General features: G+C 74.8%; 14 protein-coding genes and 3 pseudogenes. 9 read left to right on the top strand and 8 right to left on the bottom strand.

What is annotated here, in order from left to right; translation table 11 throughout:
• The first annotated feature begins 46 nt into the window (after positions 1–46).
• The 3 genes from AC2CJA_RS15535 (at position 47) to AC2CJA_RS15545 (ending at position 3,487) form a co-directional block, all read left to right on the top strand.
• On the top strand, positions 47–529 hold the full coding sequence (locus AC2CJA_RS15535; protein WP_484603311.1) for an MSMEG_6728 family protein: 483 nt from the start codon (positions 47–49) through the stop codon (positions 527–529).
• Positions 530–686: 157 nt separating this feature from the next.
• Positions 687–2,426 (top strand): PP2C family protein-serine/threonine phosphatase, encoded by a 1,740-nt coding sequence (locus AC2CJA_RS15540; RefSeq protein ID WP_484603298.1) that lies wholly within the window; start codon positions 687–689, stop codon positions 2,424–2,426.
• Complete coding sequence (locus tag AC2CJA_RS15545; protein WP_484603299.1) at positions 2,423–3,487, top strand: cobalamin B12-binding domain-containing protein; 1,065 nt, start codon at positions 2,423–2,425, stop codon at positions 3,485–3,487. The genes AC2CJA_RS15540 and AC2CJA_RS15545 overlap by 4 nt, the downstream gene beginning before the upstream one ends.
• 81 nt (positions 3,488–3,568) lie before the next feature.
• Here the strand turns inward: AC2CJA_RS15545 and AC2CJA_RS15550 are convergent, their stop codons facing one another.
• A complete protein-coding gene (locus AC2CJA_RS15550; protein ID WP_484603300.1) occupies positions 3,569–4,228 on the bottom strand; it encodes a PAS domain-containing protein in 660 nt (219 codons plus the stop codon).
• Between the two features lie 294 nt (positions 4,229–4,522).
• Between AC2CJA_RS15550 and AC2CJA_RS15555 the strand changes: the two genes are divergently transcribed.
• The 3 genes and pseudogenes from AC2CJA_RS15555 to AC2CJA_RS15565 all read left to right on the top strand — a co-directional run bounded on the left by AC2CJA_RS15555 (position 4,523) and on the right by AC2CJA_RS15565 (position 7,355).
• On the top strand, positions 4,523–5,764 hold the full coding sequence (locus AC2CJA_RS15555) for an FUSC family protein (RefSeq protein ID WP_484603301.1): 1,242 nt from the start codon (positions 4,523–4,525) through the stop codon (positions 5,762–5,764).
• Positions 5,765–5,863: 99 nt separating this feature from the next.
• Positions 5,864–6,400 (top strand): annotated as a pseudogene (locus tag AC2CJA_RS15560) (sigma factor-like helix-turn-helix DNA-binding protein); the annotation flags it as partial.
• A gap of 205 nt (positions 6,401–6,605) precedes the next feature.
• On the top strand, positions 6,606–7,355 hold the full coding sequence (locus AC2CJA_RS15565) for an SDR family oxidoreductase (RefSeq protein WP_484603302.1): 750 nt from the start codon (positions 6,606–6,608) through the stop codon (positions 7,353–7,355).
• Positions 7,356–7,435: 80 nt separating this feature from the next.
• Here the strand turns inward: AC2CJA_RS15565 and AC2CJA_RS15570 are convergent, their stop codons facing one another.
• The 3 genes from AC2CJA_RS15570 to AC2CJA_RS15580 all read right to left on the bottom strand — a co-directional run bounded on the left by AC2CJA_RS15570 (position 7,436) and on the right by AC2CJA_RS15580 (position 10,223).
• Positions 7,436–8,260: a MerR family transcriptional regulator gene (locus tag AC2CJA_RS15570; RefSeq protein WP_484603303.1), complete on the bottom strand. Its 825-nt coding sequence runs from the start codon at positions 8,258–8,260 to the stop codon at positions 7,436–7,438.
• 81 nt (positions 8,261–8,341) lie between these two features.
• Entirely contained in the window at positions 8,342–9,319 is a 978-nt protein-coding gene (locus tag AC2CJA_RS15575) for an alpha/beta fold hydrolase (RefSeq protein ID WP_484603304.1), read from the bottom strand.
• A gap of 229 nt (positions 9,320–9,548) precedes the next feature.
• Positions 9,549–10,223, bottom strand: coding sequence for a DUF4230 domain-containing protein (locus AC2CJA_RS15580; RefSeq protein ID WP_484603305.1), 675 nt, complete (start codon positions 10,221–10,223; stop codon positions 9,549–9,551).
• A gap of 179 nt (positions 10,224–10,402) precedes the next feature.
• Between AC2CJA_RS15580 and AC2CJA_RS15585 the strand changes: the two are divergent.
• Positions 10,403–10,839, top strand: a pseudogene (locus AC2CJA_RS15585) (metallophosphoesterase); the annotation flags it as partial.
• Between the two features lie 2 nt (positions 10,840–10,841).
• Here the strand turns inward: AC2CJA_RS15585 and AC2CJA_RS15590 are convergent.
• A complete protein-coding gene (locus tag AC2CJA_RS15590) occupies positions 10,842–11,627 on the bottom strand; it encodes a VOC family protein (protein WP_484603306.1) in 786 nt (261 codons plus the stop codon).
• A gap of 160 nt (positions 11,628–11,787) precedes the next feature.
• Positions 11,788–11,898, bottom strand: a pseudogene (locus AC2CJA_RS15595) (SDR family oxidoreductase); the annotation flags it as partial.
• 190 nt (positions 11,899–12,088) lie between these two features.
• Between AC2CJA_RS15595 and AC2CJA_RS15600 the strand changes: the two are divergent.
• The gene (locus AC2CJA_RS15600) at positions 12,089–12,424 is read left to right on the top strand and encodes a chaplin (protein WP_484603307.1); all 336 of its coding nucleotides are present in this window, start codon (positions 12,089–12,091) and stop codon (positions 12,422–12,424) included.
• Between the two features lie 107 nt (positions 12,425–12,531).
• Here the strand turns inward: AC2CJA_RS15600 and AC2CJA_RS15605 are convergent, their stop codons facing one another.
• Both AC2CJA_RS15605 and AC2CJA_RS15610 read right to left on the bottom strand, forming a co-directional pair.
• Positions 12,532–13,065: a LacI family DNA-binding transcriptional regulator gene (locus AC2CJA_RS15605; protein ID WP_484603308.1), complete on the bottom strand. Its 534-nt coding sequence runs from the start codon at positions 13,063–13,065 to the stop codon at positions 12,532–12,534.
• On the bottom strand, positions 13,062–13,211 hold the full coding sequence (locus tag AC2CJA_RS15610) for a hypothetical protein (protein WP_484603309.1): 150 nt from the start codon (positions 13,209–13,211) through the stop codon (positions 13,062–13,064). Before AC2CJA_RS15610 ends, AC2CJA_RS15605 begins: the two co-directional genes overlap by 4 nt.
• Positions 13,212–13,314: 103 nt before the next feature.
• Here AC2CJA_RS15610 and AC2CJA_RS15615 point away from each other — a divergent pair.
• A partial coding sequence (locus tag AC2CJA_RS15615; RefSeq protein WP_484603310.1) for an ROK family protein occupies positions 13,315–13,503 on the top strand: 189 nt, incomplete at its 3' end.

The raw sequence follows: 13,503 nt of genomic DNA on the forward strand, positions 1-13,503 counted from the left end.
ATCGCAGTCCGCGCCGAGGGGGGACGGAAGGGATGGATGGGACACCGTGCAGACGTTCCTGCCGCTCCCCGACTTCGCCGGGACCGCCCGTGTGCTCGACGCGCGGCGGCTGGGAAAGCAGCGGGTGGAGGCTCTGCAGGTGCTGCGCGCCCTGACCGTACCCGGGTACGGCTGGGCCCGGCACCCGGCCGTACGCATGTGGACGGGGTACGAGGAGGCGCTGGTCCGCTACGGTATGGAGATCTGCCGCCACTGGCGCCTGGCGGGACGCGCCGACACCTGCGAGGCCACCATGCTGACCGATCTGCGGCACGCGACCGGCATCGCCGTCCCCCGCTCCCAGGAGGAGCTGGAAGCGGCCGGTGAGCTGCCGCCCTGGCTGGGCGAGCCGTCCTTCCACCGCAGCCACCGCTCCTCCCTGGTCCGCAAGGACCCCGACCACTACGCGCCCCTGTTCCCCGACGTGCCGGACGATCTGCCATACGTGTGGCCCGCCTCCGACCGCGGCCCCGGCACGCGGGGGGCGTGAGGGGGCTGGTTTGCGCCTCTCACCCCCTACGCGAGAATCTTGGCAGAGAACAACCCTCCATCCGTGTCGACTGTCGAAGGGAGGACCGGGCGGAGCACCCCGGGTGCCGTGCCCCTGTTCTTCCGTGAGCAACCCTCCTCGTTTTCCAGATGTCTCCGTGGACGCGCACGCCCGGACCGGCGGCGGTGACGGGCCCACCGCCCCGCACGGCCGCGTCCTGGCCGAGTCGGCGGTCGAGTCGGCGCCGACGCCGGTCGTCGCGGTGGACCGGCGGGGGCGGGTGTCGCTGGTGAACGCCGCCGCGCGGGCTCTGCTGCCCGGCCTCGCCCCCGGAGTCCCGCTGGACACCGGTGTGGCGCCCGGCTGGCTGGTCGCCGCCGCACACGGCGGGCCGGACACCGAGGCGGCCGGGACAGCCGAGACGACCGGGACGACCGCGGCGGAGGAGACGATCACGACGGCGACGACGGCAGCCACGGCGACGGCCCACGGCCCCCTCCAGGGGCGCGCCTTCACCGCGTACGCCACCCCTCTGCCGGACGGGCACACCGCCTGGTGGCTGTCGGACGTCACCGGCCGGGAGGACGCCGAGCGGTCGCTGCGGTCGGAGCGGGAGAGCACCGCCTTCCTGGCCCGGGCCTCCGCCCGGCTCCAGGCCTCGCTCAACCCGCGCAGGTGCGTGGTGGCGACCGCCCGGCTGGCGGCCGGCCACCTCGCCGACGCGGCCGTCGTGGTCCGCCTGTCACGGGACAGGCGTCCGGAGGTGACCCGGGCCGTCTCCGACGGGCGGCTGGAGGAGGAGATCCTGTCCGCGCCCCCGGAGGAGATGCCGGGACTGGCCGAGGCGCTGGCCGGCTTCCCGCCGGTCTCCTTCCGGCCGGTCGACCCCGGCCGGGCCCCGGCGTGGCTGTTGCCCGAGGGCTTCGGCCCCCCGTCCTCGCTGGCGGTCGTCCCGCTACCGGGCAGCGGCGAGGTAGCCGGGGCGATGGTGCTGCTGCGGCGTGCCGGGAGCGAGGGCGCCGCCCCGGGGGACGACACCGTGACCCGGATCTTCGCCGCCCGTGCCGGTGCGGCGATCTCGGCCGCCGCGCTCTACGCGGAGCAGGTGGCCACCGTCGCCGTGCTCCAGCGTGAGCTGCTGCCGCCCGCGCTGCCGCATCCGGAGGGCGTGGAGCTGGCCGGAGCCTACCGCCCCGCACAGAGCGCCCAGAGCATCGGCGGCGACTTCTACGACGTGCTCCCGGCCGGCGGCCCCGGCGGGGAGACCGACATCGTGCTCGGCGACGTGGCCGGCAAGGGGCCGGAGGCGGCCGTTCTGACGGGGAAGATCCGCAACACGCTCGCGGCTCTGCGGCTGGTCGAGTCCGATCACGTACGGCTGCTGGACCTGCTCAACCGCGCACTGCTGAGCGGCCCGCAGAACCGGTTCGTCACCCTGGTGCTCGCCTCGTTCGGCGCTCCCGACCCCGCCACCGGCCGGATCCCCCTGCGGCTGACCTCGGCCGGGCACCCGCCGCCGCTGCTCCTGCGGCGCGACGGGGAGGTGGAGGCCGCCCCCACCTCGGGCACCCTGGTCGGCGTACTGCCGGAGGCGTCCGCGACCACCTGCTCCACCACTCTCCTGCCCGGGGAGACCTGCCTGCTGTACTCCGACGGCGTCACCGAGGCCAGAGGCGGACCCTACGGCGAGCTGTTCGGGGAGGAGCGCCTGGCCGACGCGCTGGCCTCCTGCGCTGGCCTGCACGCCCAGGCCGTCGTCGAGCGCGTCGGGATGCTCACCTCCGAGTGGCTGGCGGGCCGGGAGCACGACGACATCGCGCTGGTGGCCGTCACCGCCGCCCACCGGACCCCGCTGAGCGCGGTGGGCGTAGCCGTCCGTTCGGGAGGCGACCGGTGAACCCGGAGACGGAATCCCTCGGGCGCCGGAGGGAGAGCTTCTGGACGGCGCTGGAGAACGCGGACGAGCGCTCCGCCATCGGCCAGGTCACCGAGGCCCTGGACCAGGGCATCCCGCCCGAGGACATCCTGCTGGAGATCGTCGCGCCCGCGCAGCGGCGGGTCGGCGTGCGCTGGGCGGAGAACCGGCTCACCGTCGCCCAGGAGCACGCGGCCACCGCCGTCAGCGACCGCGCCGTCACCGCGGTCGCCGGCCATCCCGCGGCACGGGTACCCGCCCGGCTCGGCCGGATCGCCGTGGCCTGCGCCGACAGCGAGTGGCACACGCTGCCCGCCCGGCTGGTCGCCGAGGTGCTGCGGCTGCGCGGCTGGCACGTGGACTTCCTCGGAGCCCATGTGTCCACCCGGCAGCTGGTGTCCCACCTGCACTCCACCGGCCCGGACGCGGTGGCCCTGTCGTGCTCCCTGCCCGTACGGCTGCCCGTGGCCCACACGGCCGTCACCGCCTGCCGGGCCGCCGGAGTGCCCGTGCTGGCGGGCGGCGCCGGGTTCGGACCGGACGGCCGCTACGCCCGCCTGCTGGGCGCCGACGCCTGGGCCGGCAGCGCCCGTGGCGCGGCCGAGCGCCTCGCGGCGGGCATCGCGCCCCCGTCCGAGTTCCCCCCGACCGCCGAGGAGGCGCTGCCGCACCTGGCCGACCGCGAGCACGCCCTCGTCGACGAGGCCCGCCAGCGGCTCGTCGACGAGGCCATGGCGGTGCTGCCCGGACGGTTCCCGTGGCTTCGGGAGTTCGCCGGGCGCCGGAGGGAGTACACCGTCGAGGACCTCCACCGCGTCGTGGAGTACCTGGTGGCCGCGCTGTACGTCGACGATCCGGGGCTGTTCGAGGGCTTCACCGCGTGGACGGGCCGGATCATGACCACCCGGGACCTGCCCGTCCAGGCCCTGTCCGCGATGCTGGAGATCATGGCAGACGCCTTCCGCGAGCTGCCCCGCGCCTCGGCGTACATCGCCGCGGCGCGGGCCGTGCTCGGCCGCGAACTCCGGCTCCCGCCCCCGTGATCCGGTCCCCGCGCCCCCGGAAGGGTGCGGTCCCTCCGGGGGCGCGCGGTCAGGCGGTCGTCGGGCCGTCTCCGGGCCGTGTCAGCCCGCGACCAGCAGCGCCTGCGGTGCCGCCGCCGGGTCCGCGCCGCTGTGCACGGCGACGCGCCGTACCTCGTCCGGCTGCCCGGTGAGCACGTCCACCGCCGTCCAGTCGGCCAGGTCCGGCACCGGCATCCGGCCCGGCTTCCGGAGCCTCCGGGGGATGTCCAGGCTGGAGATGAGGACGGAGGAGACCTCCGACACCACGGTCAGCCGGGTGGTCAGGGCCTCCAGCGCCTCCGGGTAGGCGGCCGTCTGCCACTCGGCGGCCCTGCGCACGCTGAAGTCGTGGAAGGCGCGGACCAGCCCGGCCGGCTCCCCCGGCAGCTCCAGCGGACCGGCCGACCAGATGACCGGGAGGGTGGTGCCGTCGCCCCGCAGCAGGTACTCGTCGCCCCCCCTCGCGGGGGCGGCCATCGGTGAGGACCGCGAGCATCCGGCAGCTCTCCCGGGGATCCGCGCCCCGTCCGCGTCGCGGTGGAGCAGGTCGTGCATGTCATGGCCCAGCATCTCCGCGGCCGGCCGCGCCACCATCCGCTCGGCCCGGGGGTTGGCGGCGATCAGGAGGCCGGCGGCGTCCGTGGCGTAGATGCCCGCGCCCAGGCCCTCGAAGACCGCGCGCAGGACTCCGGGCTCCCGTGTCCGGTCACCCCCGCTCATCGTTCCGCCGTTCCTGGTGGTCCCACTGGTCTTCACCGCCTCCTCGCCCGGCCGGCCGCCGCGTCCCGCCCGTCCGCCCCGCCACCGCGACCCCGCGCCCGCCCGCGGGTACCCGGTGGGCGCTCTCGTGCGCCCGGTCCGCGGCAGTGCCGGTTACCCGGTTCCCGCCCTCCCGGACATCCCGCACCGCCGGGGGGGGCGGGCCCCGCCGGGCGGTGCGGCAGCGGGACTCCGCGGGTGGGGCGCTGGGAGGAGAGACGGTGTCGATCTTCCGCGGACGGGAAGGGCCGTAGTGTGCCTGAAGTTCCCGTACCCGTGATCGAGCTGGTGCGGCGGCGCAGGGAGCCGGTGGTCGTCCAGGCCCTCCGTTCCACGGCGGCCGCGACGCTCGCCTACTCCGCCGCCCTCTGGCTGACCGACGCCAGGGCCCCGCTGCTGGCCCCGCTGACCGCGCTGCTGGTCGTCCAGGTCACCTTGTTCGCCACGATCACCAAGGGCATCACCCGGGTCAACGCCGTGGTGGCCGGTGTCACGGTCGCCGTCGGCTTCAGCTCCCTGGTGGGCCTGAGCTGGTGGAGCCTGGGCCTGCTCATCCTCACCTCCCTGGCCGTCGGGCATCTGGTGCGGGCCGGCGACTTCATCCCGGAGGTGGCGATCAGCGCCATGCTGGTGCTGGGGGTCTCCCACGCCACGGACCTGGCGCTGAGCCGGGTGCTGGAGACCCTGATCGGCGCCGCGGTGGGTCTGCTGTTCAACTTCCTGTTCGTGCCTCCGGTGTGGGTGCAGCCCGCCGAGGAGGCGCTGGTGGACCTGGCCGGCCGGATGCGGCTGCTGCTGCTGCGCATGGGCGAGCAGCTGAGCGTCCCCACACCGGTGCACCGGGCGGCCGCCCGGCTCCACGAGGCCCGGCGGCTGGACAACGACATCGCGCAGGTCGACGCCTCCCTCGTCCAGGCCGAGGAGAGCCTGCGCCTGAACCCCCGGGTCAAGGAGGCGCTGCTGTCCCGGGTCGTACTGCGGACGGGCCTGGACACCCTGGAGATCTGCACCACCGTGATACGCGCGATGTCGCGGACCCTCACCGACCTGGCCAGGGCCCGCGAGGAGGAACCGCTGTTCCCGCACGAGGTGGCCGAGGCCGTGGAGGAGCTGTTCGGTCACCTCTCCGGGGCGGTGCAGAGCTTCGCCGTCCTGGTCACCAGCGCCGACAGCGACAGTTCCGAGGAGGCGGAGGACCGGCTGGCGGCCGAGATGGAGGCCGGACGCGCCGGACGCGAACGGGTCGCGCACCTGCTGCTCGCCCGCGTCCAGGAGCATCCGCGCCAGTGGCACCTGCTGGGGGCTCTGCTGTCGGAGTTCGACCGGGTGCTGGACGAGCTGGACGTGGAGAAGCGCTCGATGCGTCTGGCGGAGGAACTGGACCGCTACACCCGCGAGGAGCGGGACCGGCACCCGGTGCTGTACGAACTCAAGCGCCGCTTCCGGCTGCCCCGCCGTCGCCGCCGGGGTCCCGAACCCGACCGGGCGGAGGTCTGAGCGCACCCGGGCCGCACCCGGAGCACGGTTGTCGGTGACCGGTGGTTTGCTGGGAGACGGTCGGCCGGTACCTCGCGGGCCGGTCCGGAAGTGTGCGCCGCGCCCCGGCAGCGTGCGGTGCCGATCCTGCGCGAGGTGCTCGCCTGGCGGGCGAGCGAGGTCGCCGAACCGCTGGGCACCACGGTCGCATCGGTCAACAGCGCGCTCCAGCGCGCCCGCGCCACGCTCGCCTCCGGCGAGAGCGCCGGCTCGATGGGCGAGGAGCAGCGCGCTCTTCTCGCCCGCTGCGTCAGCGCCTTCGAGTCCTACGACCTCGACGCCCTCACCTCGGTGCTGCACGAGGACGCGACGCCGTCGATGCCGCCCTACGAGCTGTGGCTGCGCGGCCACACCGACACACGGGCATGGCTCACCGGGCACGGCGCGGGCTGCAGGGGGTCGCGCATGGTGCCGGTCACGGCGAACGGCTGTCCGGCGTTCGGGCAGTACCGGCCGGATCCGGACGGCGGTTTCTCCCCCTGGGCGCTGCAGGTCGTCGAGGTGTCCGGCGGCCGGATCACCGCGCTCAACGCCTTCCTGGACACCGGGCGGCTGTTCCCTCTGTTCGGGCTGCATCCGCGCCTCACCCCCCGCTGAGGCCCCGGTACGGGCCGGCGTCCCGGCGGCGCCCGGACCCGGCCGCGCGGAACTCCCCCGCCGTCCGCGGCGGCCTGGTCCGTCCGGGTGAAAACGGCGCCGTACGGACGCCGCGGGGCGGACTCACCCGTTTCGCCCCCCGGCCGGAGGGCACTCCGGCGCGGACACCACAGCGGCCGCGGCGGCCGAGTGAGGAGGCAGCACCGTGGGCGGAGCGGTACGGCTGGATCTGGAAGGCGGGAACGCGCTGGTGACGGGCGGCGCCCGCGGCCTGGGCGCGTCCATCACCCGCCGTCTCGCGCGGGCCGGGGCCGCCGTGCGGGTGGTGGACGTACGCCGCGAGGAGGGTGAGAAGTTCTGCGCCCGGCTCAGCGAGGAGGAGGGCGCGGACGTACGTTTCCTGGAGGTGGACGTCCGCGACCCGGAGGCGGTCGAGGCGGCCTTCCTGGTGCTGGACGCGTCCTCATGGCCACTGGACATCCTGGTCAACAACGCCGCCGTGGACGTCTCCAGGCCGATCGAGCACCTGACCGCCGAGGAGGTCACCCGAGTGGTCTCCACCAATCTGCTGGGCCCGATGTACATGTGCCTGGAGACCTACCGGCGCATGGTCGCCCGCGGTGGCGGACACATCGTCAACATCCTGTCCACGGCGTCCAACCGCACCTGGACCGAGGCCGGACCGTACTCGGCCGGCAAGTCGGGGCTGCGCGCCTTCACCCACACCCTCTTCAAGGAGGCTCAGCGCGACTGCCCCGGCATCGGGATCACCGGGGTGATCGCGGGCGGCATGGAGACCCCGTTCGTGACGGAGCGCTTCCCCGACGCGGACACCTCCAAGCTGCAGAGCCCCGACATCGTGGCGGACGCGGTCATGTGCGCGCTGGCGGTTCCCGAGGGCAGCGTGATGCCCGAGGTGGTCGTGGTGCCGCGCAGCGAGACCTCCTGGCCCTGACCGGCGCACGGGACGGGCCGGCTCCCGTTCCCGCCTCCGTGGCGGGCGGGAACGGGAGCGGGTGCCTGTGCCCCGCGGGGTCAGGCCGGTGTGATCGGCTCCTGGAGTTCGGTCACCCACCCCTCCCCGTCCTGCGGGCACTCCAGGTACAGTTCCCGCGCGTAGCCGGCCGAGCGGTGGCCGCTGGTGTCGATCCAGCGGGCCAGGGCCTGGGCGGTGGGCATGACGCGGTCCATGGGACCGCGGTGGACGACGGTGGCGGCCTGCTCGATGCCGGGCAGGTCCACGATCTCGAAGCCGTCCTCCGCGCCGGGCCCGGCCGCGACCGTGATGCCGGCGTGGACGACGACCGCGCCGCCCCCGCCGGGGGCGTCCTCGTACCAGGCGATGCCCGGCCCGGCCGGCTCCACCCCGGCCCGCTCCAGCCGGCGGCACAGTTCGTCGTACAGCGGCTGGATGACCGGGCTGATGTGCTCGGGCCCGAAGCTGTCGGCGATGCCGGTCAGCGCGGCCACCCGCACCGGCGGAATGCTCTTGACCACGACGTCCTCGGTGGGCATGCGTCCCTCGCTCTCGATGGTCCGGAGCCTCGCCTCGACCCGGGCCAGCCGCGCGGTGGCGGTCGCCACCGCGTCCTCCAGCTCCGCCCGCCGCAGTCTGAGCATCCCGCGCAACTCCTCGGTGCCCGGGCACTCGTCGAGGATCGACCTCACCTGTTCGAGGGTGAAGCCGAGGTCCTTCAGCGCGATGACGCGGTTGAGCCGGGCGAGCTGGCCCGCCTCGTAGAAGCGGTAGCCGCTGACCGGATCGGTCCGGGCGGGGCGCAGCAGCCCGATCGCGTCGTAGTGCCGCAGCATGCGGACCGACACACGGCCGTGCCTGGCGAAGTCTCCGATGGTGAACATGACGTCTCCCAGTCCAGGGCCTCACACGGTGTCAGGGTCAAGCCCGGGCGGTGCGGGGTCCCGGAGGAGGCGTGGGGGGCTTCAGCCGCCGAGCCCGGGACCGCCCGCGCCGGGGCCCGATGAGGCCGCGGGGGCGGTACCGGAAGGGGCCGGAGAGCCGGGGACGGTGCCGGGAGCGGTGACGCGGTCGTCCGCGCGGGCCGCGTTGCGGGCGATGGCGTCCACCAGGAGTGGCCAGAGCGGCTCGGGCAGGTCGTGCCCCATGCCGGGGATCACCAGGAGTTCGGCTCCGGGGATCGCGGCGGCCGTCGCATCGCCGCCGCTGCGGTCGATGAGGGGGTCGTCGGCGCCGTGGACGACCAGCGCCGGGGCGGTGACGGCCCGCAGGAGGGGCGCGCGGTCGGGCGAGGCCAGGATCGCGGCGTACTGGCGCGCGAAGCCGTCGGACCGGGGGGAGCGGTCGTAGGCGGCCTCGGCGCGCTCGCGCAGTTCCTCGGGCACGGCCGGGTAGCCGGGCGATCCGAAGGCCGCGGACGAGCGCACGCCCCGCTCCCCCGCCTCCCTCCGGTCCCGGGGCGGCGGGGCCGCCAGCGCGGCCAGTGCCCCGGGGGTGCCCCGGCCGACGGATCGGTCCCCGGTGGTGGACATGATCGAACACAGCGAGCGCACCCGCGAGGGGTGGTCGACCGCGAACTGCTGGGCGATCATGCCGCCCATCGAGGCTCCGGCGATGTGCGCCGCGTCGACCCCCAGGGCGTCGAGCAGGCCCGCCGCGTCCCGTGCCATGTCGGCGATGCGGTAGGGGGCGGTGGAGGTGTCGCCCGCGAGGACCGCTTTGATGTCCGGGGGCGGGCAGTCGTCCAGGAAGGTGGACAGGCCGCAGTCGCGGTTGTCGTAGCGGACGACGTGGAACCCCCGGTCGGCGAGCATCCCGCAGAACTCCGGTTGCCAGGCGGTCATCTGGGTGCCGAGCCCCATGATGAGCAGCAGCACCGGCCCGTCCGGATCACCGAAGGCGTCGTACTCCAGTTCCATCCCGTTGGACAGGGCGCGTGGCATGTGTTCCTCCTCGGCGGGCCCGGCCGGGACCGGGGCGGTCGGCTTCCACGGCCGTCGGGCGGTCCGCCGCCCGTCACCGGGCCGTACGGCGGCCCGCCGGGCGGGAATCGCCTACCAGCCGGTCGGTACGATAGCCGGGCCGCGTCCCGGAGGGAACGGAGCAGGTCTCACCGGCCGGGACGCCTCCCGTGGCGGCCCGCGAAGGACGGGGCGGGCCCGGCGCCCGCGTTCAGCCGCGTCCGTCCTCCTTCTCGCCGAAGGTCACCGAGACCCGCTCGAACCCCAGGGAGCGCAGCAGGCTCTCCAGCATGTCCCGGGTGTTCGCCTCGGCCCGTTCCGCCAGTCCGCTCTCCTGCGCGGCCTCGCCGATGTGCTCGACCGCGAGCCGGTGGACCTCCCGCTCGTCGCCCGGATTGTCGGAGAAGAGGTCACCGAGCCGGTCCAGCAGGCCGCGCTCCTTGGTGACGGCGTACGAGCGCTCGGCGTCCAGCGCGGGCTTCTCCAGCCGGGCCTGCGGCAGCCGTACCGCGGCGCTCCTGCGGTCGTCCTCGACCGTGACGGCCTCCTCGCCGAGGCCGCCGAGGTCCACGTACGCACCGACGCTGCCCGTGCCGACGAACAGCGTCCGGCTGCCGTGTACCGCGTCCGGCAGGAACTTCGCGTCCTTGTCCAGGTCGACGACGACCTGGAAGGTGCCGGAGGCGCCCTCGTAGCGGCTCATGTCCCTGAGGGACTTCAGCACCGCGGGGCCGGTGCGGTCCTCGGTCTCGGTGGCGAACGGGTTCTCCAGTCCGGGCAGGAGGCGCATCTGCCCGGCCAGCAGCGCTCCGGCCGGCAGGAGGGCCACCAGCAGGAGGATGACGATCCACCTCGGGGAGGGCGCGGACCTGTCGGAGCGGACCATCTTCGTGCACCTCCGTCGGCGGCGGACTCGTCGGATGGGGTCTTCCCCGAAACCTCCCTGGTATGACAGTGAGTTGACGCAACGCCGGCGCGTGTCCCACCGGCGGTTCCGGAAGCGGCCGACCGCCCGGCCCGCCCGCTGCCATGCGCCCGGTATCGAACGGAGGACGGCGGGTGCCGGTGATCGCCGTGCCGCGGGACACGGGTGTGACCGTCCTGAAGGGCGAGGGGACGGTCGTGGAGGTGGACGGTACCCGTGTCGGCGTCGCGGGGACCAAGGGTTTCGGCGGCGGGTTCGCCGGACGCAGCGGCGGCGAGTCCGGTGAACCGATCATGAAGGAGTTCATCCGCTGCACCCGCCGCTGCGCGGACGGTCTGCGGACCTCGCCGGAGGAGCCGGGCCGTCAGGGATGCGCCGTACGGATCGCCCTGACGCACTTCTCCCCCGTGCCCGACACCCTCGCCGGCGAGCCGCTGGAGATCTGTCCCCTCCCGGGCAGCTACCTGCTGGCCGAGGCGGTGGACGCGGCCGCCGCCGCTTCCCGCTGGGACACTTCGGCGGTGAGGCGGGCGGCCGGACCTGCGGGGGCGCGCGGGTCCGGCCGCCCGCCTCACCGGCTCAGGGCGCCCGGTTCTCGACCGAGAACAGGGCGCCCTGCGGGTCCCGGACGACCGCCTGCCGCCCCGAGGGGGTGTCGGCCGGGGCCGAGACCACCTCGGCCCCCAGCGCCTCCGCCTTCACCGCCGCCGCGTCCACGTCCTCGACACGGAAGTGGACGTGCCAGTGCGGCCGCACCCGCGGGTCGGGCGCGTCCTCCACCGCTCCGCCGCTCAGTCCCGCCACGGTGCGCCTGTCGATGCGCAGGATCACCCGGTCGTGCTCGTAACGGATGTCGTAGCGTCCGGGGTCCCCCTTGTCCCAGCCGAACACCTCGCCGTAGAAGAGCGCGGCGGCGAAGGCGTCGCGGGTGAGCAGTTCCAGCCAGGAGGGGGCGTTGACCCTGCTCCCGGCCTGCCACTCCGGGTCGATGCCGCCCTCCCAGATCCCGAAGACCGCCCCCGCCGGGTCGGCCGCCCACGCCACCCGGCCGGAGGCGAACCGCACCGGGCCCACGGCGACGGTCGCCCCGCGTTCGCGCACCCGTCCGGCCGCGGCGTCGACGCTGTCGGAGGCGAAGTACGCGGTCCAGGCGGTGAAGGTGCGCAGGCTGTCCTTGGTCTCCCCCAGCCCGGCCACGGGGACGTCCCCGGCCAGCGCCACGGCGTAGTGGCCGAGCCGTTGCGAGCCCGGCCGGTACCGCCAGCCGAAGAGTTCGCCGTAGAAGCGCTGTGCGGCTTCCAGGTTGGGAGCCAGCAGGGTGACCCAGCAGGGTGCGCCCTGCGGCACGCGCTCGGTCTCCGTCACGGCCGATCACCACACCGTCTCTCGTCCGGGCCGTTTTGTCAGGCCGTCTCGCCGGGCCTTCCCGTCCGGGCTGTCCCGGACCGATGCTGCCCTCTCACGGCACCGGGGGGAAACCGGCGCCCACCAACCGGAGCAACGGACGCCCCCCGGCGCGATCCGTTCAGGGACTGCGCCAGGAGTCGCTCCCCAGATGGGAGCCGGCCCGCGGTCCCATCCGCGGCATGCCGCCGTCGACCGCCCACGACGCGCCGGTGACGTAGTCGGCGTCCGGTACCCGGGCGCCTTCCGGCGAAACGGCCGCGTCCGAAGGCGGCTGCTTCCTTCCGGGCGACCGCCGGAGCGCCGCTCTACCACCGTTCGGCCTAATCGCGGTGACCTCCGGGGCGGCCGGGCGTTGGTCACGGCACCACCGCCTCCAGTCAGGCGGACGGGTGTTTGTTCGCTATAAGGAGTGACTCTTCATGTCCCGTATTGCCAAGGCTGTCGCCGTGACGGCCGCCGCCGGTGCCGCTCTGGCCGGTTCTGCCGGAGCCGCCGCCGCCGACGCCGGGGCGCAGGGTGCCGCCATCGGCTCCCCGGGCGTCGTCTCCGGCAATGTCGTCCAGGTGCCGGTCCACATCCCGGTCAACGCCTGTGGCAACACCGTCAACATCGGCGGCCTGCTGAACCCGGCTTTCGGCAACACCTGCGTCAACGGGAACCAGCACCACGCCAAGGACCACGGCACGAAGAAGGACCAGGGGAAGAAGAAGGGGCACGGCAAGAAGGACAGCGGCAAGAACCAGCGCGGTCGCTGACCGCGCCGCCGGCCTCGTCCGGATCCGGTAAACCCTCCGGGGAGGAAGCCCGTGGAACGGGCTTCCTCCCCGGAGGCGTTCCGTTCCCGTCCTCCCGCCGCCCGGCGTCAGGCGGTGGAGGGGACGGGGCAACGCGCTGTGCTGCCCCGGGGCACGCACCGGGCGGTGGGCGACCACCGCTCCGCGACCGGGAGGCCGGCCGGGCCGCTGACCCGGGCGATACGGCGGTGGCCGAGGTCGAGCAGGTGCGCCAGTGCCTCGCGCACCGGCCCCGCGTCGTCGGTGCGGACCGCGGGCATGGGCGTGTCGTCACCGCTGTCCGCTCCGACCAGGACGGCGGGCAGTCCCAGTTCGCGCAGGACCGGCAGCCGCCGGTCGTCGACGGTGCGGTTGACCACCACGACCGCCTCGACCAGCCCGCGCTCCGCCCACCGGCGGTAGGCGGCGGTCTCGGCCTCCTGGTCCGCCACGACGTGCAGCAGGACGGACAGGCCGCGCTCGGCCAGGCGTTCCTCGATGCCGGCGATGAGCTCCATGAAGAACGGCTCGGTGCCCAGCAGCCGCGCGGGACGCGCGAGCACCAGCCCGACGGCTCCCGAGAGACCGGCGCCCGCCGTCCCGGTGTGTTCCGAAGCGTTCACTCAGACTGCACCACCGGAGCGCTCAGGCCGTTGGCGGAGCGCAGCACCAGCGGCTCCGTCAGCGCGGCGGGATCGATGTCGGCCCCGGTCAGCACGGTGAAGGACCGGGCCTCCCCAGCCGTCAGGGACACCAGCATCTCGTCCACGACCGCGTCGGGGGCGACCCGGTCGGCCAGGATCGCGACGTCACGCGCCCTTCGCCGCGCTGTACATGGGCCCGGTATCGGCGCGGGCCTGCTGGTCGACGGGATGACCTACCGCGGCGCCAGCGGGAACGCGGGCGAGATCGGCCACAGCTGCCTGGCCGTGGACGGCCCCCGGTGCTGGTGCGGGGCCCGGGGCTGCGTTGAGGCCCTGGCCGGGCCCTCCGCCGTCGTCGTCGCCGCCCGCGCCGACGGGCAACTGGCCCGCGCGGCCGGCCTGGACGGCGGACCCGGG

It is taken from the genome of Streptomyces sp. ATLC9 (assembly GCF_057196705.1).